This window comes from Pseudomonas sp. 18173 (genome assembly GCF_050432945.1).
Classification (GTDB): Bacteria; Pseudomonadota; Gammaproteobacteria; order Pseudomonadales; family Pseudomonadaceae; genus Aquipseudomonas.
This window is the reverse complement of sequence record NZ_JBKFTN010000007.1, coordinates 175,536-197,621: the sequence shown is the minus strand read 5'-3', so window position 1 is coordinate 197,621 and position 22,086 is coordinate 175,536. Positions and strand designations below refer to the sequence as shown.

Annotated in this window: 21 protein-coding genes; 11 read left to right on the top strand and 10 right to left on the bottom strand. The window is 60.5% G+C overall.

Going from position 1 to position 22,086, the window contains the following annotated elements:
• Window positions 1–228: 228 nt before the first annotated feature.
• Both ACLD1X_RS10910 and cysK read right to left on the bottom strand, forming a co-directional pair.
• Complete coding sequence (locus ACLD1X_RS10910) at window positions 229–1,167, bottom strand: aspartyl/asparaginyl beta-hydroxylase domain-containing protein (protein ID WP_429367490.1); 939 nt, start codon at window positions 1,165–1,167, stop codon at window positions 229–231.
• Window positions 1,168–1,432: 265 nt separating this feature from the next.
• The gene (cysK, locus tag ACLD1X_RS10905; protein WP_429367488.1) at window positions 1,433–2,407 is read right to left on the bottom strand and encodes a cysteine synthase A; all 975 of its coding nucleotides are present in this window, start codon (window positions 2,405–2,407) and stop codon (window positions 1,433–1,435) included.
• Window positions 2,408–2,671: 264 nt separating this feature from the next.
• Here cysK and ACLD1X_RS10900 point away from each other — a divergent pair, with 264 nt between their 5' ends.
• Entirely contained in the window at window positions 2,672–3,517 is an 846-nt protein-coding gene (locus ACLD1X_RS10900; protein ID WP_046816792.1) for an AAA family ATPase, read from the top strand.
• 12 nt (window positions 3,518–3,529) lie between these two features.
• On the top strand, window positions 3,530–4,708 hold the full coding sequence (locus ACLD1X_RS10895) for a vWA domain-containing protein (protein WP_429367485.1): 1,179 nt from the start codon (window positions 3,530–3,532) through the stop codon (window positions 4,706–4,708).
• Between the two features lie 91 nt (window positions 4,709–4,799).
• On the opposite strand, the gene ACLD1X_RS10890 is transcribed toward ACLD1X_RS10895, so the two are convergent.
• The 4 genes from ACLD1X_RS10890 to ACLD1X_RS10875 all read right to left on the bottom strand — a co-directional run bounded on the left by ACLD1X_RS10890 (window position 4,800) and on the right by ACLD1X_RS10875 (window position 8,536).
• Window positions 4,800–5,726: a biotin-dependent carboxyltransferase family protein gene (locus tag ACLD1X_RS10890; RefSeq protein ID WP_429367483.1), complete on the bottom strand. Its 927-nt coding sequence runs from the start codon at window positions 5,724–5,726 to the stop codon at window positions 4,800–4,802.
• Window positions 5,723–6,427: a 5-oxoprolinase subunit PxpB gene (pxpB, locus tag ACLD1X_RS10885; RefSeq protein WP_429367481.1), complete on the bottom strand. Its 705-nt coding sequence runs from the start codon at window positions 6,425–6,427 to the stop codon at window positions 5,723–5,725. Before pxpB ends, ACLD1X_RS10890 begins: the two co-directional genes overlap by 4 nt.
• Complete coding sequence (locus tag ACLD1X_RS10880; protein WP_429367479.1) at window positions 6,424–7,176, bottom strand: 5-oxoprolinase subunit PxpA; 753 nt, start codon at window positions 7,174–7,176, stop codon at window positions 6,424–6,426. The genes pxpB and ACLD1X_RS10880 overlap by 4 nt, the downstream gene beginning before the upstream one ends.
• 73 nt (window positions 7,177–7,249) lie before the next feature.
• On the bottom strand, window positions 7,250–8,536 hold the full coding sequence (locus ACLD1X_RS10875; protein WP_429367477.1) for an MFS transporter: 1,287 nt from the start codon (window positions 8,534–8,536) through the stop codon (window positions 7,250–7,252).
• Between the two features lie 146 nt (window positions 8,537–8,682).
• On the opposite strand from ACLD1X_RS10875, the gene ACLD1X_RS10870 reads away from it, so the two are divergent.
• The 4 genes from ACLD1X_RS10870 (at window position 8,683) to ACLD1X_RS10855 (ending at window position 14,974) form a co-directional block, all read left to right on the top strand.
• Window positions 8,683–9,612 carry a LysR family transcriptional regulator gene (locus tag ACLD1X_RS10870; protein ID WP_429367475.1) on the top strand — a complete coding sequence of 310 codons (930 nt, stop codon included), beginning with the start codon at window positions 8,683–8,685 and terminating at the stop codon, window positions 9,610–9,612.
• A 111-nt stretch (window positions 9,613–9,723) separates the two neighbouring features.
• Window positions 9,724–11,646: an IucA/IucC family protein gene (locus ACLD1X_RS10865; RefSeq protein WP_429367473.1), complete on the top strand. Its 1,923-nt coding sequence runs from the start codon at window positions 9,724–9,726 to the stop codon at window positions 11,644–11,646.
• Complete coding sequence (locus ACLD1X_RS10860) at window positions 11,636–12,847, top strand: MFS transporter (RefSeq protein WP_429367471.1); 1,212 nt, start codon at window positions 11,636–11,638, stop codon at window positions 12,845–12,847. The genes ACLD1X_RS10865 and ACLD1X_RS10860 overlap by 11 nt, the downstream gene beginning before the upstream one ends.
• A gap of 15 nt (window positions 12,848–12,862) precedes the next feature.
• A complete protein-coding gene (locus ACLD1X_RS10855) occupies window positions 12,863–14,974 on the top strand; it encodes a TonB-dependent receptor (protein WP_429367469.1) in 2,112 nt (703 codons plus the stop codon).
• Window positions 14,975–15,018: 44 nt separating this feature from the next.
• Here ACLD1X_RS10855 and ACLD1X_RS10850 read toward each other — a convergent pair whose 3' ends face one another.
• Genes ACLD1X_RS10850 through ACLD1X_RS10840 form a run of 3 tightly spaced genes read right to left on the bottom strand, consistent with a single transcriptional unit; the run spans window position 15,019 to window position 16,880 of the window.
• Complete coding sequence (locus tag ACLD1X_RS10850) at window positions 15,019–15,561, bottom strand: DUF2937 family protein (protein ID WP_413423858.1); 543 nt, start codon at window positions 15,559–15,561, stop codon at window positions 15,019–15,021.
• 11 nt (window positions 15,562–15,572) lie between these two features.
• Window positions 15,573–16,349, bottom strand: coding sequence for a class II glutamine amidotransferase (locus ACLD1X_RS10845; RefSeq protein WP_429367466.1), 777 nt, complete (start codon window positions 16,347–16,349; stop codon window positions 15,573–15,575).
• A 33-nt stretch (window positions 16,350–16,382) separates the two neighbouring features.
• Complete coding sequence (locus ACLD1X_RS10840; RefSeq protein ID WP_429367464.1) at window positions 16,383–16,880, bottom strand: MFS transporter; 498 nt, start codon at window positions 16,878–16,880, stop codon at window positions 16,383–16,385.
• Window positions 16,881–17,095: 215 nt separating this feature from the next.
• Here ACLD1X_RS10840 and ACLD1X_RS10835 point away from each other — a divergent pair, with 215 nt between their 5' ends.
• Together ACLD1X_RS10835 and ACLD1X_RS10830 are read left to right on the top strand one after the other, a co-directional pair.
• The gene (locus tag ACLD1X_RS10835) at window positions 17,096–19,150 is read left to right on the top strand and encodes a S9 family peptidase (RefSeq protein WP_429367462.1); all 2,055 of its coding nucleotides are present in this window, start codon (window positions 17,096–17,098) and stop codon (window positions 19,148–19,150) included.
• A gap of 207 nt (window positions 19,151–19,357) precedes the next feature.
• Entirely contained in the window at window positions 19,358–19,831 is a 474-nt protein-coding gene (locus ACLD1X_RS10830; protein WP_056721336.1) for a cyclic nucleotide-binding domain-containing protein, read from the top strand.
• On the opposite strand, the gene ACLD1X_RS10825 is transcribed toward ACLD1X_RS10830, so the two are convergent.
• On the bottom strand, window positions 19,828–20,118 hold the full coding sequence (locus tag ACLD1X_RS10825; RefSeq protein WP_429367460.1) for a hypothetical protein: 291 nt from the start codon (window positions 20,116–20,118) through the stop codon (window positions 19,828–19,830). The two genes, ACLD1X_RS10830 and ACLD1X_RS10825, sit on opposite strands and share 4 nt — an antisense overlap.
• A 96-nt stretch (window positions 20,119–20,214) precedes the next feature.
• Between ACLD1X_RS10825 and ACLD1X_RS10820 the strand changes: the two genes are divergently transcribed.
• From ACLD1X_RS10820 to ACLD1X_RS10810, 3 genes are all read left to right on the top strand, one after another.
• Window positions 20,215–20,901 (top strand): spermidine synthase, encoded by a 687-nt coding sequence (locus ACLD1X_RS10820; RefSeq protein ID WP_429367458.1) that lies wholly within the window; start codon window positions 20,215–20,217, stop codon window positions 20,899–20,901.
• 49 nt (window positions 20,902–20,950) lie between these two features.
• Window positions 20,951–21,322, top strand: a complete 372-nt coding sequence (locus ACLD1X_RS10815) for a YajD family HNH nuclease (protein WP_007898702.1) — start codon at window positions 20,951–20,953, stop codon at window positions 21,320–21,322.
• A 219-nt stretch (window positions 21,323–21,541) separates the two neighbouring features.
• A complete protein-coding gene (locus ACLD1X_RS10810) occupies window positions 21,542–22,012 on the top strand; it encodes an RNA methyltransferase (protein ID WP_007911337.1) in 471 nt (156 codons plus the stop codon).
• The last annotated feature ends 74 nt before the right edge of the window (window positions 22,013–22,086 follow it).

Here is a 22,086-nt window from a genome sequence, read left to right as displayed (position 1 = left end):
TAACGAAGTCCTATTCCAGACGCTAAACAGGCCGACAAGGCTGATGAAGCCTAAGATGACAGGCGTAATCAAAAGGCACTCAAGTGCAGCCCCGGCACAGCATGTGCTCCACCGTAGCCTCAGGGCGTTTATGGGTGCGAATCGTACTACAAAGCGGTAACAAATTTCGTACAAATGCCAAAAAAAAGATCGCCGTTCGGCGATCTTTTTTTTGACCCATGAGGCAATTCAGCCAAAAAGCCAATGGACAAGCAGGCCAAATGCCACTACCGCTAATATCGGTCGCAGTACTCGATACGCCTTGGGATTACGTCGCTTCCACTGCTTGACCACGCCGCTGAATTTGTCACTGAAACGCTTGCTCCAGGCATATGCCTGATTGATTCCGCCCACCCGCTCGTCATCAAGGTTCTGCGGCGCGGTAGCACGCCCCAGCCATGCACTGACGCTGCGGTTGATGCGGGTCATGATGCGACTGCTCAGCGGCCGCTCGATGTCGCAGAACAGAATCACCCGGGTCATGTCGGTTTCGTTCTTGACCCAATGTACGTAGGTTTCATCGAACATCACGTCTTCACCATCACGCCAGGCATAAACCTGACCGTCAACGAAGATTCGGCAGTCATCGGAGTTGGGTGTCGACAAGCCCAGGTGATAACGCAAGGAGCCGGCAAACGGATCCCGATGCGGGTTCAGGTGGCTGCCGCCTGGCAGTAGCGCAAACATGGCACCTTTGACATTGGGAATGCTGCTGACCAATTCCACGGTTCTCGGGCACAGGGTTTCGGCAGAAGGCAGCGGCTTGTCATACCACTTGAGATAGAAACGCTTCCAGCCCTTCTTGAAGAACGAGCCAAAACCGGCGTCGTTGTTCTTTGCCGCCGCACGGATATACCCCTCGTCGAACAGGTGCATCGCTTCGTCGCGAATCACCTCCCAGTTGTCCTTGAGCACATCGAGTTCCGGGAACCGGCTGCGATCCAGATACGGTTTCGAAGGCACACCGGAAAACAGGTACATCAAGGCGTTATAGGGTGCGAACAGTGCCGAGTGGTTCACGAACTGGCGCAGAACCGGCAAACGCGCCTTGCCGCGTAGATGCACATAGAGGGTGCTGCCGAGAAACAGCAGCAACAACGAGGCCTTCGCGGCAAACGATAAGGTCATCAACAACTCCTTTGAAGATAAGCGACACTGCGCCACGTTCATTGCCCGACATGGCTGCCAGCATGATAAACACTACCAACCGGATGAAAAACCTGCACTTTTCAACATTCAATGTTAATGAATGTGCAACAAAGCATTTCTTAGCATTAAACGCCTGAACGCTGGCTGATGCGAACCCATGATCAACCGAACCCGATCAATGGATCGCAACCAGCGATAACGCCTCAATCATCACCGCCAGCCACATTCCACCGATGTTCAGCGCTTACTGCTGATTCTCCTGTTCGGTAAACAGATCACTGAACAGCATGCTCGACAGATAACGTTCACCGGAATCCGGCAGGATCACAACGATGGTCTTGCCCTGCATCTCCGGGGTCTCCGCCAGCCTTACGGCCACTGCCATAGCGGCGCCGCAGGAAATCCCGCACAAAATCCCTTCTTCCTGCATCAAGCGCAAGGCCATGGCCTTGGACTCTTCGTCACTGACCAGCTCCACCCGATCGACCATCGACAAATCGAGGTTCTTCGGCACAAAGCCGGCACCGATGCCCTGGATCTTGTGCGAGCTCGGCTTGATTTCTTCACCGGCCAGGGCCTGGGTGATCACCGGCGACACCGCCGGCTCCACGGCCACCGAGAGTATCGGCTTGCCCTGGGTATTCTTGATATACCGTGAGACTCCGGTGATGGTTCCACCGGTTCCGACGCCTGCCACCAGTACGTCGACCGCGCCGTCGGTATCGTTCCAGATCTCCGGGCCGGTGGTCTTTTCGTGGATGGCCGGGTTGGCCGGGTTGTCGAATTGTGCCGGCATGAAGTACTTCGACGGGTCGCTGGCAACAATTTCACCGGCTTTTTCGATGGCCCCCTTCATGCCCTTGGCCGGTTCGGTCAACACCAGTTCGGCACCCAGCGCCTTGAGCACCTTGCGGCGCTCGATACTCATGGACGCCGGCATGGTCAGCATCAGTTTGTAGCCGCGCGCGGCGGCCACGAAGGCCAGGCCGATACCGGTATTGCCGGAGGTGGGTTCGACGATGGTCATGCCCGGCTTGAGTTTGCCGCTGCCCTCGGCATCCCAGATCATGTTCGCGCCGATCCGGCACTTGACCGAGTAACCGGGGTTGCGCCCTTCGATCTTGGCCAGGATGGTCACACCACGCGGCGCAATGCGATTGATCTGCACCAGCGGCGTGTTGCCGATGGAGTGGGCGTTGTCAGCGAAAATGCGGCTCATGGCTGGGTCCTTAACGACAGCATTGAAATAGGGCATCAAAGTAAGCCTCTTGCCAGCAGGCGTCCAGTCAGGTCGGACGTCCGCTTATCAGTGCGGTCTATGGCTTTGTGCCGGATGAGTCACCAAGTGACGGCCCATTCAGAGACTGAATAAGCCGTCTGCGTTCACAGTCGACCGGGCAGCGCGTTATAGTCGGGGCTGACTCTTTTATTGCGCCCCCGCCCTGCCGCGTTCAGGTCGGCGTTACCGTTCGAGGATTAGCAGATGAAGTTCGAAGGCACCCAGGCCTACGTCGCCACCGATGACCTGAAGCTGGCGGTCAACGCCGCCATCACCCTGGAGCGGCCGCTGCTGGTCAAGGGCGAACCGGGCACCGGCAAGACCATGCTCGCCGAGCAACTGGCCGACTCCTTTGGCGCCAAGCTGATCACCTGGCACATCAAGTCCACCACCAAGGCTCACCAGGGCCTGTACGAATATGACGCGGTCAGCCGTCTGCGCGATTCGCAGCTGGGCACGGAAAAGGTCCACGACGTTCGCAACTACCTGAAAAAGGGCAAGCTCTGGGAAGCCTTCGAATCCGAAGAGCGGGTGATCCTGCTGATCGACGAAATCGACAAGGCCGACATCGAATTCCCCAACGACCTGCTGCAAGAACTCGACAAGATGGAGTTCTACGTCTACGAGATCGACGAGACCATCAAGGCGAAAAAACGCCCGATCATCATCATTACCTCCAACAACGAAAAAGAGCTGCCGGACGCGTTCCTGCGCCGCTGCTTCTTCCACTACATCGCGTTCCCGGATCGCACCACGATGCAGCGGATCGTCGACGTCCACTACCCGGACATCAAGAAAGACCTGGTCAGCGAAGCGCTGGACGTGTTCTTCGACGTGCGCAAGGTGCCGGGCCTGAAGAAAAAGCCTTCGACCTCCGAGCTGGTGGACTGGTTGAAGCTGCTGATGGCCGACAACATCGGCGAAGCGGTGCTGCGCGAGCGCGATCCGACCAAGGCCATCCCGCCGCTGGCCGGCGCCTTGGTGAAAAACGAACAGGACGTGCAACTGCTGGAGCGTCTGGCGTTCATGAGCCGTCGCGGCACCCGCTAAGAGGCTGATGCCATGCTGCTCAACCTGTTCAATGAAATGCGCGCAGCCAAGGTACCGGTCTCGGTGCGTGAGCTGCTGGACCTGATCAACGCGCTGAAACAGCGCGTGACCTTCGCCGACATGGACGAGTTCTATTACCTGTCCCGGACGATCCTGGTGAAGGACGAAAAGCATTTCGACAAGTTCGACCGGGCGTTCGGAGCCTACTTCAATGGCCTGGAAAAACTCGACGACCACCTGCAGGCGCTGATTCCCGAAGACTGGTTGCGCAAGGAGTTCGAACGCTCGCTGACCGATGAAGAGCGGGCGGCGATCCAGTCCCTCGGCGGCCTGGACAAGCTGATCGAAGAGTTCAAGAAACGCCTGGAGGAACAGAAGGAACGCCACGCCGGGGGCAACAAATGGATCGGCACCGGCGGCACCAGCCCGTTCGGTTCCGGCGGTTTCAACCCGGAAGGCATTCGGGTTGGCGACGCCGGCAAGCGTCAGGGCAGAGCCGCCAAAGTCTGGGATCAGCGCGAATACAAGAACCTCGATGACTCGGTGGAACTTGGCACGCGCAATATCAAGGTCGCCCTGCGCCGTCTGCGCAAGTTTGCCCGTCAGGGTGCGGCGGAAGAGCTGGACATCGATGGCACCATCGATCACACCGCCAAGGACGCGGGGTTGCTGAACATCCAGATGCGGCCGGAGCGGCGTAACACCGTCAAGCTGTTGCTGCTGTTCGACATCGGCGGTTCGATGGACGCCCACGTGAAGATTTGCGAGGAGTTGTTCTCGGCCTGCAAGACCGAGTTCAAGCATCTGGAGTACTTCTACTTTCACAACTTCATTTATGAATCGGTGTGGAAGAACAACATGCGCCGCACTTCCGAGCGCACCTCAACCATGGACCTGCTGCACAAGTACGGTGCCGACTACAAAGTGATCTTCATCGGCGACGCCGCCATGGCCCCCTACGAAATCACCCAGCCCGGCGGCAGCGTCGAGCACTGGAACGAAGAAGCCGGTTATGTGTGGATGCAGCGTTTCAAGGAGAAGTACAAGAAGCTCATCTGGATCAACCCGTATCCGAAGGACACCTGGGGCTATACCTCCTCGACCAATATCGTGCGGGATTTGATCGAGGACCAGATGTATCCGCTAACCCTGCGGGGGCTTGAGGAAGGGATGCGGTTTTTGTCCAAATAACTTCTGTTGTCTGGACTGACATCATCGCGGGCAAGCCCGCTCCCACAGGTCAGGTGTAAATCCTGTGGGAGCGGGCTTGCCCGCGAAGCTTTTAAAGGTTTGAAAACCGGCGCAAATACTCGATTTGCTCTCGATGAGCGACTTCTTGCACAACTGGTTTAAGTCGAACCCGCGCCCCCGGCAAACATTGCGCCAGCCGCGCCAGCGCCAGCGGCGTCAACGCTCCCAGACGCGGATAACCGCCAATGGTCTGCCGATCATTGAGCAGCACGATCGGCTGCCCGTCCGGCGGCACCTGCACCGCGCCCAACGGGATGCCTTCGGAAATCATCGGCTTGCCCTGGTATTGCAACGGCGTACCCAACAGGCGGATGCCCATGCGGTCGGCGCGGCTGTCGAGGTTCCACACGCTGTTGAACGCATCGAACAGGCTTTGCCCGCTGAACTCGCCGATCTGTGCACCGAGGACCAGGTCCAACGGAGTATCAAGGTTCAGGTCCGGCCGCTGGTCTGCGGTCATTTCCCGCAGCAACATCACCGAGCTTCCCGAATAACTCAAACACGCGCCTTTACCCAGCGCATGACCCATTCCGTCCAGGCCGCCGAGCTCCTCACGAATCACCGTCGCACAGCTGCCCAACACCTTCGGCGCATCGAAACCACCTGGTGCCGCCAGATAAGCCCGGGCGCCGAGCAACGGCTGGGTGAATTGCAGACGCTGACCTTTATGCAGCCTGAAACTGCGCCACGGTGCCAGCGCCTCGCCGTCCACCTGCGCACCAAGATCCGCTCCGGCCAAGGCCAGTACGCAGTCTTCCTCGGCGATGACGGTGAACCCGCCGAGGGTGATTTCGATCACCGGCGCATCCAGTCCGTTGCCCAGCAGCCAGTTGGCCCAGGACATCGAACGCCAATCGGCCGCTCCACCCTGGGTCACACCCAGATGCCGCACGCCGAATCGACCGGCGTCCTGCAACAGGCACAGCGCCGTGCTCGCTTCAATCGTCAGACGGCTCATGCCTGGGCCTCCAGTGGCGTATCGTCACCGCCCAGGTTAATGAACTCGGCATGGCCGACTGCTTCGAACCGGACGGTGTCGCCGGGTTGCATCAGGCTGTACCCGTCGCGGTTGCGATCGAACAATCTGGCCGGCGTGCGACCAATCAGGTTCCAGCCGCCCGGCGACACCACCGGGTAAGCCGCCGTCTGCCGTTCGGCGATGCCAACACTGCCGGCGGCGACTTTCTTGCGTGGCGTGCTCAGACGCGGCGCAGCGAGCACCTCTTCCACCAGCCCCATGAAGGCGAAGCCCGGCGCAAAACCCAAGGCGAACACCTGATACTCACGCTGGCTGTGACGACGGATCACCTCCTCCACCGCCAATCCGCTGCGCTGCGCCAACAGGCTCAACTCCGGTCCGACGCTCAAGTCGTACCACACCGGCAACACATGACAGGTACCGCGAGTACGCGCATTGGGCGACAGATCGATCAGCGCCAGGGCAATCAATTCCCGGGCCTGGGCGGGACTCAGTGCGGTCAAGTCGTAATGCACCATCAATGTGGTGTAGGACGGCACCAGATCGATCAGATGCACCCCGAATGCCGCGCGCAGACTTTCACTGGCCGCCAGCATCCATGGCATGTTGCTTTCGGCAATTTCATCGAACAGGCGCACCATCAGGCAATCCAGCGCCACCACTTCCACCCGCAGCTTCATGATGCGCTCTGCCGGTTCAAGGCTTCACGGATGCGTTGCACGGCAGCGACGGAACTGGCGTTGTCGCCGTGCACGCAAAGGGTATTGGCCTGCAAATACAGGGCGCTGCCATCGCTGGCAGTGAGCTGATCGCCACGGGCAATGGTCAGCGCCTGCTCGATGATCTTTTCCGGGTCGTGATGCACCGCGCCCGGCAGTTGTCGCGAGACCAGCCGGCCGGCGCTGTCGTAAGCCCGATCGGCGAAGGCTTCGAACCACAGCGTCACGCCGTATTCATCGCCCATTTGTTGGGCGGCGCTGTTGTCTTTGGTCGCCATCAGCATCAATGGCAGATTGCGGTCGTAGGACGCCACGGCTTGCAAGACAGCGCGCAATTGCACCGGGTTGGCCATCATGTCGTTGTACATCGCGCCATGGGGCTTGACGTAACTGACCCGGCCGCCCTGGGCCCGGCAGATGCCGTCGAGGGCGCCAATCTGGTAATGCAGAATGTCTTGCAGTTCCTGGGCGGCATACGCCATGGAACGGCGGCCGAACCCCACCAGGTCCTGATAGGCCGGATGCGCGCCAACTTGCACACCGTGGCTGAGGGCCAGGCTGACGGTCTTGCGCATGACGCTCGGGTCGCCGGCGTGGAAACCGCAGGCGATGTTGGCGCAATCGATGAAAGGCATGATTTCTGCGTCCAGACCCATGGTCCAGCTGCCGAAACTCTCGCCGATGTCGCAGTTCAATAGCAGGCGGTTCACGTTGAACACTCCTGTAGGCTTTATTCTTTTTTGCTGCGGGACATATCTGTAAGACGCGCCCGCAGGTTATCAGTTACTGGGCGTCGAGTTGCTTGCCACGGGTTTCCGGCAGGCTCAGGGCCGCGAGGATCACCACGCCATAGGAAACCGCCGCAAAGGCACCGATGCCCACACTCAGCGGAACGGTCTGGCTGAGCAAGCCGATCAGCAGCGGGAACAATGCCGCCAGCGCCCTGCCGATGTTGTAGCAAAAGCCCTGGCCCGAACCGCGAATGCGCGTGGGGAACAATTCGGTCAGGAACGCGCCCATGCCACTGAAGATCCCTGAAGCAAAGAAGCCCAGCGGAAAGCCCAGCCACAGCATCACGCCGTTGCTGACCGGCATTTGCGTGTACAGCAAGACAATGGTGAACGAGCCGACGGCGAACAGGATGAAGTTCTTCTTGCGTCCGAGGATGTCAGTCAAATAGGCACTGATGACATAACCCACGTAGGAACCGACGATCACCATCGCCAGATAACCACTGGTATTGAGTACGCTCAAACCCCGCTCGTTTTTCAGAAAAGTTGGTAGCCAGGACGTGATCGCGTAGTAACCGCCCAGCGCGCCGGTGGTCAGCAACGAAGCGCGAATCGTGGTGAAGAGCATGCCGGGGGCGAAGATCTCGTAGAACTTCGACGGACTACTCGGCTCCTGCCTGGCTTTGGCTTGACGGTAGATTTCCGGGTCCTTGACCAGGCGGCGGACGAAGATCACGAAGATTGCCGGCACGATGCCGAGGATGAACAGCGCATGCCAGGCGTCTTCCGGTGGCAATACCGAGAACAGCAGCGCATACAGAATCGCGGTCAGCCCCCAACCCAGCGCCCAGCCGGATTGCACCATGCCAACCGCCTTGCCGCGGTCCTGGGCCCGAATGACTTCACCGATCAGTACCGCGCCGGCCGTCCATTCACCACCAAAGCCGAAGCCCATCAGGGTCCGTGCGATCAGCAGCTGCTCGTAGCTCTGGGCAAAGCCGCAAAGAAAGGTGAAAAACGCAAACCACAACACCGTCAGTTGCAAGGTGCGCACACGACCGATGCGGTCGGACAGAATCCCTGCCACCCAACCACCGATGGCCGAAGCGATCAGCGTGCTGGTATGAATCAGCCCGGCTTGACCTGTGGTGATGCCCCACATGGCGATCAGGGTCGGCACCACGAAGCTGAGCATCTGGGTGTCCATGCCGTCCAGGCCATAGCCGATCTTGCAGCTCCAGAAGGTGCGGCGTTCCTGCTGATTGATGTTGCGGTACCAGTCGAAAGGTCCCGGGCGGGCCGAGGCTTTCGGAATGGCAGTGGTGTCGGGCGCACTCATGGCAAATCTCCGCGCTGATTTTATTGGTATTGTTCTGAGCCCCGACGACGCCTATCGTGGGAACCGGATGCGTCGATTCTTGGATGCGCCCCCCTGCTGCGTCCAACTAATAAAAACCCGCCTTAGACATAAGAAATCTTTATCCCATGAACCTGAAGTTTCTCGAGACCTTTGTCTGGGTCGCCCGACTCAAGAGTTTTCGCCTCACCGCAGACAAGCTCTTCACCACCCAGGCCTCGATCTCCAGCCGCATCGCCGTGCTTGAAGGCGAGCTCGGGGTAAAGCTGTTCCTGCGTGACTCACGCGGCGTGAGCCTGACGCCGGAAGGTCTCAAAGTGCTCGATTACGCCGAGCAGATGATGGACACCATGCAGGCACTCAAGCAGTCGATCGAGACCCGTTCGAGCAAGGCCGGACGGATGCGCATCGGCGTGATGGACACGGTGATCCATACCTGGCTCAGCCCGTTGGTGGCGCAGATGACCGATCACTACCCGCTGGTGGAAATCGAACTGGTGGCCGATACCTCGCTCAACCTCTGCGATCAGCTGCAAAAAGGCTTTCTCGATGTGATCCTGCAGACCGACCTGCTGCGTCAGGAAAGCGTGCGCAGCCTGGAGCTGGCCAGCCATCCCATGGGCTGGATCGTCGCCAGCAACTCCCTGTACAACCGCGAGTATTCAGGCGTCGCCGATCTGGCGAACGAGCGGATCATCACCTACTCGAAAAACTCCCATCCGCATCAGGAAGTGCTCGCCCTGATGCAGGCCAATGGCGTTTTGGCGCCGCGGCTCAATTGTGTGAATTCGGTGTCGGCGATTACCCGCTTGTTGCGCGATGGCTTCGGTATCGGCGCCTTGCCACCGGTGCTGGTGGCCGAGGAATTGGCGCGCGGCGAATTGACCTTGCTGGACATCGATCAGCGACCACCCGACTTGCAGGTAGTGGTGTCGTGGCGGGTGGGCGTTGAGTGGGGCGAGGAGATCGTGACGTTGTGTCAGCGCGTAGTGGAGCACTATGCGCAGAAAGTGGGCGAGCACTACATGATTTTGAGCAAACCCCTGGCCAGCCTCTGAAAGGAGATTCCTACATCACTAATAATAATCACTATCATTTGCATTATTGTTTTTAAAAGGTATTCTCTGCGCGCATTCAGCTAATCCACTGTCCTGAAGGAGTCGGACTTGATGCGCGCTTACACGCAAAAACAGCAGCAATTGCTTTCGCACTGGAGTGAAGCCCTCGGCACTCCTGCCTTCCAGTCCCACCGCATCACCCTCGACCATTTGAGCAATGCCCTGGAGCCCGCCGCCCAGCGCTGCTTCCAACGCCTGATCCAGGCGCTGTTTCGAGAAGGTCTGATCAATCCCGATGCCTGCCAATACGACCCCGACAGACGTTGCCGGCTGCCACTTGGCGACGGTGCGCACCTTTGCTTCGATCACCTGTCGGGCGGAAGAATGAACAGCTGGGACCTGCGTGGCAGTATCGTCCTGCACACCCCCGACAGCCTGCCCCACAAAATCCAGTTGCCCAGCGAACTGCTCGCACACCTCAGCACCCGGCTCAACCCGCCCGCCTCCCCGCAGGTACTGGAACGTCTGGCCCGCGAGCTGGACGACAGCTACAGCAACGACACCCTGTGCCTGGCGTTCCACCATGGATGGACCGAGCGCCTGAGAGAGCAGATCGACACCGAGCATGACGACAATCTGCTTGCCTGGCTCAAAGCCAGCCCGGACCACCAGAACCCGACATCATTGCTGGAACAATGGGGCACGCTCGGCCACCCCTGGCATCCGAACTACAAGACCAAACTGGGCTTGAGCGCTGCGCAGGTCATCGCTTTCTCGCCGGAATTCGAAGCGAGTTTTCCGATTGTGCTGTGCGCCCTGCACCGTCAGTGCGCACATGTCGAATCACTGGCCGGCACCGCCGATTACCAGGACTGGTGGCAGGGCCACTTCCCGCAGGCCGCCGAACAATTGCAGCAACATCTGCGGCAACGGGGCCTGGAGGTAACGGACTACCTCCCACTGCCGTCGCATCCATGGCAAGCCAAGGAAGAGCTGCCCGAATCGTTCGCCAACGAGATCGCCGACAACCTGCTGATCGTCACCGACATCGTTGCCTTCACCGGTCACCCGACCATGTCCTTCCGCACGGTTGTACCTGAGGCGAGCCGCGTTGCGCCGATGGTCAAGCTGCCAGTGGCCTTGCGACTGACCAGCGTACAGCGCACCGTGTCGCCACGCTCGGCCCGGATGGGACCGCGCATCAGCCAATTGATACTGCAGATTCTCGACCATGAACCGCAGATTCAGCGCCTGCTCAACATCGTGCCGGAGCGCATTGGCGTGCACTACGCACCACAACCGGCCAATGACGAACGGTCCCGGCATGCCGCCGTGCTGTACCGCGACAACCCGCTGACGCTGCTGCAAGAAGGCGAACTGGCCGTGCCGGTCGGCAGCCTGTTCGCCGTCAACGAATTCGAACAGCCGTTGCTGCGTGACTGGGTGCAACTGGCTCAGGGCCGTGACGACAGCGAGGCCATGCTGGCGTTCTTCGATGATTACCTGTCGATTGCCGTCCCGAGCCTGCTGGGCATCTACCTGATGTATGGCGTGGCGTTCGAAGCACACCAGCAAAACAGCTTCATGGTGATGGGTGCTGACGGGCAGTTGAACCGGCTGCTGCTGCGTGACTTCGGTGACATTCGCATCGATCGCAAAACCCTGCACGCCAAGGGTATGGATATCCAGCTGCACGATCCGAAAATGACCCTGTACGACGACGCCGGTTTTGTCCGCGACAAGCTCCTGCACACCACGTTCATGTGCCACCTCGGTGAGTTGACGCTGCTCTGCGCCCGCCACTGGAATGTGCCGGAAAGTATCCTTTGGGAGCGCCTGGCCAGGCACGTCGAACAGTGCTTCGAGCATGTGCGCGAGCACGTCGAACCGGCACGCTGGGCAAGCGAGCGTCAGGCCCTGCTGGAACAGGATTGGCCGGCCAAATCGTTCATGCGCATGCGCTTGCACGACAGCCATGCCGACATCGTCGGTCGCCTGAGCAATCCGCTGCGAACCAACGCCGATGCTCGCTGATGGCCGTGCATTGCGGCTGCTGATCGTCATCCAGTTTGTCTCCATGGGCGCCATGGAAATGAGCGGCCCGTTCTGGCCATTGCAGATCCAGCATCTGCTTGGGCCAGAGGGTGCCGGCTACACCGCGTTGCTATCGGCGCTGGTCTATGCCGGCCCGATGCTCGCGGCCATGCTGCTCACGCCAGCATGGGGGCGGTTGGGTGATCGAACCGGGCACAAGCCGATGATCGTTCGGGCGTTGCTTGCACTTGCGCTGTGCCAGGGGCTGGCGGCGATTACCCTCGACCCGTGGCTGCTGGTGGGCATTCGCGTGATGCAAGGCGCATTGGCCGGGTTTCTCGCCGCCGCGCAAGCCTATGCCCTGGCCTGCTGCGACAGTTCCCGGCGCGGTCACACCCTGGCCCGCCTGCAATCGGCGACCGCCGTCGGCTCGTTGATCGGCCCGATACTGGGCGGCTGGTTGATGGACATCTCGGGGTTTGCCCTGCTCTGTCATGGCGCGGCGGCGATTTGCCTGCTGTGTGCGCTGGGGAGTTTTTTCCTGCCGGCCGACAAGGCGCGAGTCTCGACGAAGAAACCGGTGGCACCGGTGGCCCTGCCTAAAGGCTGGCTCGGTGGAATCCTGCTGGTGATCGTGCTGATTCAAGCCGCGAAGATAATGCCGCAACCTTTCTACGCGCTGTACGTCGCCGACATTCTGCACGCGCCGGGCTGGCTGATCGGTGCCACTTACGCGGCGAGCGCCGCGACCCTGGCCATTAGCGCACCGCTGTGGGGGCGTCTGTTCGACCGCTGGCAGCCCGCCTACACCTTGCGCGTCATCGAAGGCGTTGCCTGGCTCTGCGCCCTGACGCTGGCCGCCACGGCACTGGCCAACGAATGGCTGGGCTTTCTCGTCAGCCGGCTGGTCTGGGGCATCTGGCAAGGCGCACTGCTTCCCGTTGCCTATGCACTGATCGCCAACACCGTGTCCTCAAGCCAGCAGGGTTTTGCCCTCGGCCTGGGCAACAGCGCGGCCAAGGCTGGCGCCCTGCTCGGTACCGTCCTCGGCGGGATCGGCATGGGGCTGGTCGGGCTGGCCCACAGTTTCTGGCTGGTGGCGTTGACCTACGCACTGGCCGCCATCGGGATCCGCTGGGTGCGCTCGTTCACCACCACACCCGGCCCGGCAATCGTATCTACCCACACTTATCACGACTAAAAAAAAGACCAACTCATGACCCGAACCAAACTTTCCCTGTTGATCCCATTGCTCGGCTCCGTCGGCGCCCAGGCCTGGGCCGAGGACACCAACCAGCAACCCGGCACATTGAACATGCAGGCCACCGTCGTTTCCGCGACGCGCAGCGAAGCAACCATTGCCTCGATTCCAGGCTCGGTCCAGGTGATCGACGAACAACAGATCCGCCAACAGAGTGGCGCCGGGCGTCGGGTCTCCGACATCCTGGGGCAGCTGGTTCCCGGCCTGGCGCCGTCCAGCGGCGGGATGAGCAACTTCGGCCAGACCCTGCGCGGGCGCAACATGCTGGTGTTGATCGACGGCGTGTCGCAGAACGCCACGCGTGACAACTTCCGCCAGCTCAACAGCATCGCACCGGCCAGTATCGAACGCATCGAGGTGGTTTCCGGCGCCAGCAGCATTTATGGAGCCGGTGCATCGGGCGGCATCATCAACATCATCACCAAGCGCAACCAGGGTCAGGACCTTGCCTACAGCAGCAAACTGGGCCTGACCAGCGGTAACAACCTCAACAGCAAGGGCTTCGCCTACGAGGCCTTTCAGAGTGTGACCGGGCGCAAGGATGCCCTGGACTGGTACCTTTCCGCTGACCTGACCCAGCGCAACGATCAATTCGACGGCAACGGCAATCGCATCCCTCAGGACACCTCCCAGGGCAGCAACATGGACACCGAAACCTATGACCTGCAAGGTCGTTTCGGCTACGAACTGGATGCCGACAAAAAACTCAGCCTGTCGCTGCAGGACTACAAGGACCAGCAGGACACCGGCTACACAAAAGACCCGAAAAACCTGCAGGAAGCCGTGGCGGTCAAGGGGCTGAAACTCGACGACCAGCCCTACACCCATAACCAGGCGGCCAACCTCAACTACTCCGACAACGACTTCTACGGCCAGGGCCTGCAACTGGAAAGCTACTGGCGCCGGGCCGACGCGCTGTTCTTCCCGGACCTGTCGCGGGGCAAGGCCGGGATCGCCGACAACAACAGCGTGCAGGATGTCTATGGCCTGCGTGCGGCCATCGACACGCCGTTGCCGGCCATCGGCAGCGCCACAGGCAATCTGGTCTGGGGTGCCGACTATGATCACGAACGCTCCCGTCAACGCGGTGACCAATACACCCTCAATGGGCTGACCTACACCAAGACCGGCACCACTTACGAGATGGGCCCGGATATCGAAACCACCACCAAGGCGCTGTTCGGGCAGATGTCCTGGGACATTGGAGACTGGACCTTGCGTGGCGGTGTACGCCGCGAATGGATCGAAAGCGAGGTTTCCGACAGCATCGCCTACGGTCAGATCGTGCAGACCGGCGTACGCGCCATCCTGCCCGGGGACACCCTCAAATACGACGCTACGCTCTATAACCTGGGCGCGGTCTATCACCTGAGTGAACATCAGGACGTCTTCGCCAATTACAGCCAGGGCTTTTCGCTGCCGGATATCCAGCGCTTCCTGCGTGACGTGAGCAGCACCTTCGACATCCAGAGCCTCAACGCCCAGGCCATCAAGGTCGACAGCTACGAGCTGGGCTGGCGCGGTGACTGGGACAAATGGCAGGCCGACGTCACCGTCTACGAAAACACCTCGGACGTGACCCAGTTCTACGATGCCAACAGCCGTGTCTTGCGTCTGATCAACCAGAAAGAGCGGGTTCGCGGCATCGAAAACAGCCTGACCTACCGCGCGACCGATCACTGGTCGTTGGGTGGCACCTATGCCTGGGCCAAGGGTGAGACCGAGCAGAACGGGAAATGGATCGATCTGCCGGCGACACGCATTTCACCGGCCAAGACCACGCTGTTCGTCGGCTACGCCGAAGACGACTACAGCCTGCGTCTGCAAGGCATGCACCTGGCCAGCTACGACGCTGCCGCCAAGGACAACAACGGGCGCGACATCGAAGGCTATACGCTGGTGGACCTCCTCGGCTCCGTGTACTTGCCGGTCGGTCGTCTGGAAGGCGGGGTGTACAACCTGACCAACCGCACGTACGTCAACCTGTTCGCCCAGGCCAACGCCAAAGCGCCGTTCCCCAATGCCGAAGGCCGTACCTTGAGCCTGACCTATTCGATAGATTGGTAATCAGGCAGGGAGCCGGCTTGCCGGCTCCCTGACGTTCGACGGTGTTACAAGCCGCGCAAATCCCGCTCTTCGATCGGTCGGCTCTGGCGCAGACGCTTGCCGCCCAGCACCACCCAGTCAATCAACCGGAACAGGCATTCCAGGCCAAACGACAGCAGCAAGGCGCCGCTCATGCCCCAGGCCATCGCTTCGGGCGTCAACAGGATCTGGTAGCTGTAGCCATTCCAGGTTTCCTTGCGGATATCCGGATCGGCGGCCAGCACCACTTGCAGGAAGCGGATGTACCAGGGTCCTTGCATTGCCTGGAATTGCTTGTCCAGCGCCAGTTGGCGGGTCAGCAGGTTGCTCAGGCTGTCGGCGTCGCTGCGAAAGATCGGGTCTTCGCTGGCGCGGTAATGGGCTACCAGGGCCTGCATGTCACCTTTGAAGAACTGATTGGCAGTGTTCTGAAAGCCGCTCAAGCCGGCCTGCGCCTCGATCAGATGGGCTTCCACCCGTTTGGCGTAATCGCCGATGAAGCCCGGCACCTGGACACCGATCAACAGGCCCGCCGCAAACAACACCAGCCGTAGATAACTGAGCAACATGCAAGGAGTCCTTATTCGGTCGTGCCCTGACTGACGCATTCGCCGCATCGCCACAGGCTCCATTGACCCGGTTCGTAACGGGTCCAGGTTTCGTTTTCGGTCAGGGGTTCGGTGGCGATGACGGTGACCACATCGTTGGGCGTGGTTTCGGCCTGAAAGTCGACGATCACGTCGACATCTTTCAAGCGTGCCGGGCCAAAGGGTGCACGACGGGTGATCTGCGCCAGCTTGGTGGAGCAATAGCAGAACAGCCAGTCGCCATCGCTGAGCAGGCAGTTGAACACGCCTTTGCTGCGGTATTCGGCGCAGGCGGCGACCAAATCCGGTAACAGTTCTTCGACCTCGACCGGTTCGGGGAACGCCGCACGCACACGGTTGAGCAAATCGCAGAACGCCGCTTCGCTGTCGGTATCACCCACGGGGCGATAGAAACTGGCCGCTGGCTGAAACTCCGCCAGCTGGCCGTTATGGGCGAAACACCAGTTGCGGCCCCACAGCTCACGGACGAATGGATGGGTATTGGACAGGCAGACCTTGCCGACGTTGGCCTGGCGGATGTGCCCGATCACCACTTCGCTCTTGATCGGATAGCGCTGCACCAGGTTCGCGACTTCCGACTCGCAGCTTGCCGCCGGGTCCTGGAACAGCCGCAGCCCACGGCCTTCATAGAAGGCAATGCCCCAACCATCGCGGTGCGGGCCGGTGCGTCCGCCGCGCTGCATCAGCCCGGTGAAGCTGAACACGATATCGGTCGGGACATTGGCGCTCATGCCCAATAACTCACACATGCTCGGACTCTCGCTCAATCGCAGGGGGCAAGGTTACAAACGGGGTTCGACCCGCATCCGCTGAGGATTGCTCGGCACGGGTGGACGACCGTAACGATCATCGCCGGCACCGCCAAACGGTTGATCGTGCTCAGGCTCGTCGGCACGGACGGCGGCTTTGGTGGCAGCCTCGCGTTCCTTGCGGGCGTTGGAGGCGCGTTCGATGGGGAAACGGATCGCCACCAGCACCAGATACAGGCCGAATGCGATCATGCCGTACATGAACAGATCGGAAATCGCCCGCCAGGCGTTGTTGCCGACCTTGAACAGCAGGTCGAGCGCAGTAATGGCGACGGCCGGTGCGACTTTATCCTTGACCGGGTCGATGATGGTCGGGCTGAACAGCAACACGGCCATCACCAGCCGCAGCGGTTCACGCAGCCAGCGCCACATCCAGCGGGTCAAGCGCATCCACACCAACAGGCAGCCCAAAGCGGCAAAGGCGTAGAGGCCCCAAGCGATCAGATAGTCGTTCTCGGTCATGGTGTCCATGGCAAGGCAGGCAAAGAGGCGCTTATGATAACGGCTTTTCGCCCGTCAGGCTGCATCAATGCCTGACTGTTGGGCGTTGTCCATGTGGGAGCGGGCTTGCTCGCGAATGCGGCTTATCATTCAACCATGATATTGACTGACCCGACGCCTTCGCGAGCAAGCCCGCTCCCACAGTTTGCGAAGTCCCTATTCCGTACACTGCTCGAGAGTCCTTCATGCCCCTATCCGCCAACACTTGCGACGCTCCGATTGCCCACAGGGCTGATGGCTCCGACCCGTATGCCTGGCTGCAAGAGCGCGACACCGATGCAGTGCTCGACTACCTGAAAGCCGAAAACCGCTATCAGGAAGCGCAGACCGCCGATCAGGCCGGGCTGCGCGAAACCCTGTTCGAGGAGATCAAGGGGCGGATTCTCGAGACCGACTTGTCCCTGCCCTCGCCGTGGGGACCGTACCTGTATTACACCCGCACCACGGCGGGCGATGAATACGCCCGGCACTACCGCTGCCCGCGTCCGGCCGATGACAGCCTGACCCTCGACGAAAGCCGCGAACAACTGTTGCTGGATCCGAACGAACTGGCCAACGGCGGTTTCTTTTCTCTGGGCGCATTCAGTATCAGTCCGGATCATCAGCGCCTGGCCTACAGCATCGACGCCAGTGGCGACGAGATTTACACCTTGTTCGTGAAGGAACTGTCCGACGGCCGCATCAGCGAGCTGGAATTCCAGGACTGTGACGGCAGCATGACCTGGGCCAACGACAGCCTGACGCTGTTCTTTGGCGAACTGGACGACACCCATCGCCCGCACAAGCTGTACCGCTATCGGCTGGACGGCACGGCGGCCGAAGAAGTGTTCCATGAGCCGGACGGTCGCTTCTTCATGCATTGCTACCGCTCAAGCTCCGAACAGCAATTGCTGCTGTCGGTGGGCAGCAAGACCACCAGCGAAGTCTGGGTCCTCGATGCCTCCCAGCCCCAGCAGGCGTTCACCTGCCTGGCACCACGGGTCGAGGATCATGAGTACGACATCGACCACGGCGCACTCGACGGCCAATCGACCTGGTTCATCCGCAGCAACCGTGACGGTATCAATTTCGCCTTGTACACGGCCGTCGATACCGGCGCGGTGCCGACCGAAGCCGACTGGCAGAACCTGATCCCCCACAGCGACACGGTGATGATCGACGGCATCAGCCTGAACACCGGAGCCATGACCCTGAGCCTGCGGGTCGGCGGCTTGCCGGTCATCGAGGTTCATCCGCAAGGCCTGGCGCCTTATCGCGTGCAACTGCCGGATGCGGCCTACAGCCTGCATGTGCAAAACAGCCTGGAATTCGAAAGCGCGCGGATTCGCCTGCGCTACGAAGCGTTGAACCGTCCGGCGCAAATCCGCCAACTGGACCTGGCCTCGGGCGAGCAGAAAGTCCTCAAGCAAACCCCGGTGCTCGGCCCGTTCGATGCCGATGCCTACGTCAGCCAGCGCCTGTGGGCCACTGCGCCGGACGGTACGCAAGTGCCCATCAGCCTGGTGATCAAGCGCACAGACCTGGGCAAACCCGTGCCGCTGTACCTCTACGGCTATGGCGCCTATGGCGAAAGCCTCGACCCATGGTTTTCCCATGCGCGCCTGAGCCTGCTCGATCGCGGCATGGCGTTTGCCATTGCCCACGTGCGTGGCGGCGGCGAACTGGGGGAAGCCTGGTATCGCGCCGGCAAGCAGGAACACAAGCACAACACCTTCAGTGACTTTATCGCCTGCGCCGAGCACCTGATCGCCCAGGGTTTTACCACGGCCCCGCAGTTGGCGATCAGTGGCGGCAGCGCCGGTGGCTTGCTGATCGGCGCAGTGCTCAATCAACGGCCGGAGCTGTTTGGCGCCGCCATCGCCGAAGTGCCGTTCGTCGACGTACTCAACACCATGCTCGACCCTGACCTGCCATTGACCGTGACGGAATACGACGAGTGGGGCAACCCTGAAGAACCGGACGTCCATGATCGGATCAAGGCCTACGCCCCGTATGAAAACGTCACCGCGCAAGCTTATCCGGCAACCCTGGTGATCGCCGGTTACAACGACAGCCGTGTGCAGTATTGGGAAGCCGCCAAATGGGTGGCGAAACTGCGCGCGACCAAAACCGACAACCAGCCACTGCTGCTCAAGACAGAACTGGGTGCCGGGCATGGCGGGATGAGCGGTCGATATCAGGGATTGCGTGACGTAGCGCTCGAATATGCATTTTTATTCAAGGTTTTGGGCATTGCCTGAGGAACCTGGCGCAGTGTGCCGGTCTTAATTGCGTACACCGGCGGCCGATACAACACCTGTGGGAGCGGGCTTGCTCGCGAAAGGGCTATAACATTCAGCAGAGATGTTGACTGACACACCGCTTTCGCGAGCAAGCCCGCTCCCACAGGGGATTGGCGGTAATTTCAAATACGAGTCAGCAACAATCACAATAAAGACCGTGACGACATGTCTGAACCAACTTTTCTGAACAACGAAATTCGCGACTGGCTGATGGATTGCGGCCTGTTCAATCAACTGCTGCCGGCGGACTTCGCCGCGGCTTCGGGCTACTTCAGTATCAGCACCATTGCCCAGGGCGAGGAGATTTTCCAGGAGGGTGATGCCGGAAGTTTCATGTGCATCATCCATACCGGTCAGGTGGCGGTGCAGAAAACCAACGCTGACGGGCAGCGAGTCACCATCGCCACGTTGCGCAGCGGCCGTTCGTTCGGGGAAATGGCCGTGCTCGACGGCGAACGGCGCTCGGCCAGTTGCGTGGCCGCCAGCAACTGCCAGCTGCTCAACCTGGGCAAGGACTCGCTGGAAAAGATGCTCAACGACGCACCGAAAATCGCCGCCAAGATCATCCGCGCCCTTGCCGTGTCCCTTTCCAAACGCCTGCGCATGGCTGACGGTCAGCTGCTTTCGCAGCAGGTCTAGCCACCCGGCGACTTGATTTTCGGCGGATTGGGCTCCAGGCCCGGTATTGGCTGGTCCTTGGCCGGCGGGCTGGGCATTTCAATCGGCACCAACGGCGGGCCGCTACTGCCGGGGCCGACTTTAGGTAAAGGCACCGGGCTGATTTGCGGGTACGGGGTGGGGGTCGCAGTGCCGGGCGAACCGGGTGCCGGCACGGGGCTTACGGGAATCGATTGCAGCTGTTGAGCCTGCACTGCAGTTATCGAGAGCGCGGCCAGGGCAATGACCGTTAGAATGGTGCGCTTCATCAATGGCTCCGTTGGCCTTGTCGTCATAAACAGGCTACTCCCAACTGCGTCTGTTTGCCCTCCCCCTGTGCAGCCAATTTTCTTCAAGTGAGCCCCATGAAACGTTTCGTTCTGCTGGACACCGCCCCCATTCCTGAAAACGGCGGAGCCCTGTGCCTGTTCGAATACGGCGAGGATTTCGTCATCAAGATCCAGGGTGGCGATGGCGGACAATTGATGAACACGCGCATGCATGGCTCCGAAGATGCCCTGGCCGAGATCCCGTGTCGCAAAGTGGCCGGGCGATCCAACTCTCGGGTGCTCATCGGCGGCCTGGGCATGGGGTTCACCCTCGCTTCGGCGCTCAAGCACCTGGGCAAGACCGCCGAAGTGGTAGTCGCCGAACTGGTGCCCGGTGTCGTTGAGTGGAACCGTGGACCGCTGGGCGAGAAGGCTGGCAATCCACTGCTCGACCCGCGGACAGTGATTCGCATGGAGGACGTGGCCAAAGTCCTGCAAGGCGAACCCCAGGGCTTTGATGCCATCATGCTCGACGTCGACAACGGGCCCGAAGGCCTGACCCAGAGAGCCAACAGCTGGCTGTACTCCGCCGCGGGGCTGAGCGCCTGTGCTAGGGCCATGCGCCCCAAAGGGGTACTGGCGGTCTGGTCGGCCAGTGCGGACCGGCAATTTTCCGACAAACTGAAGAAAGCCGGCTTCAAGGCTGAAGAGGTACAGGTCTTCGCCCACGGCAACAAGGGCACCCGCCACACCATCTGGATTGCCGAGAAGCTCAAGGGCTGAGCTAAACTTCGCTTAATACCGTCATTAGTCTTTCTGCAAAGGTGAACCCATGAGTTCGTCCACCCCGACCAACACGTCCAAGCTGGATCGCATCCTCGCCGACAACCAGCGCGACAAGGAAATGGGCTACCGCGACAAGGCCCTGAAGATGTACCCGCACGTCTGCGGCCGCTGCGCCCGTGAGTTCTCCGGCAAGCGCCTGAGCGAACTGACGGTGCACCACCGCGACCACAACCACGACAACAACCCGCAGGACGGCTCGAACTGGGAGTTGTTGTGCCTGTACTGCCACGACAACGAGCACTCGCGGTATACCGACCAGCAGTATTTCGACGAAGGCTCGCTGAGCACGCCGAAAATCGCCAAGGCCACGCATAACCCGTTTGCCGCCCTGGCCGGGTTGATGAAAAAAGAAGACTGAAATTCTTTGGTGCCTGAACTGGCCTCATCGTCGGAACGCCGCCCGGGGCAAGCCCGCTCCCACAGGTTCTGTGAACGCCACATATCACTGTGGGAGCGGCGGTGCGACGATTCGACTTGCCCGCGATAGCAATGGTTCAGACACCACAAGTCTTGAATCTGCCCGCCCTCCCCCAATCCCCGTATAATCGCGCTTTTTTTCCCGAAAGGCACCCCGCTCGTGGCAGACAAACGGTACAGCTGCATTGGTTTGTATAACCCCAAATCACCGGAAAACGTAGGTTCCGTGATGCGAGCCGCTGGCTGTTATGGCGTGGCGTCGGTGTTCTACACCGGCAAGCGCTATGAGCGCGCCGCCGACTTCGTCACCGATACCAAGCGCGTGCACTACGACATCCCGCTGATCGGCATCGACGACCTGAAGAAAATCCTGCCCCTCAATTGTGTGCCCGTCGCCGTGGAACTGGTCGAAGGCGCTCGCCCTTTGCCGGAATACACCCACCCGGATCGCGCGCTCTACATCTTCGGCCCCGAAGACGGGTCGCTGGACAAAGAGATTCGCGACTGGTGTGAAGACGTGGTCTACATTCCGACCACCGGTTGCATGAACCTGGCCGCCACGGTCAACGTCGTGCTCTACGACCGCATGGCCAAGGGGCTCAATACCCGTTCCGGGCCAAAATTCCGCTGAATCGCCACACATCCGATTGAACGAGCGGCCTGCCCGGGCAGTCAGCTTGTCTATCGATCACTGAAGCCTGGAGA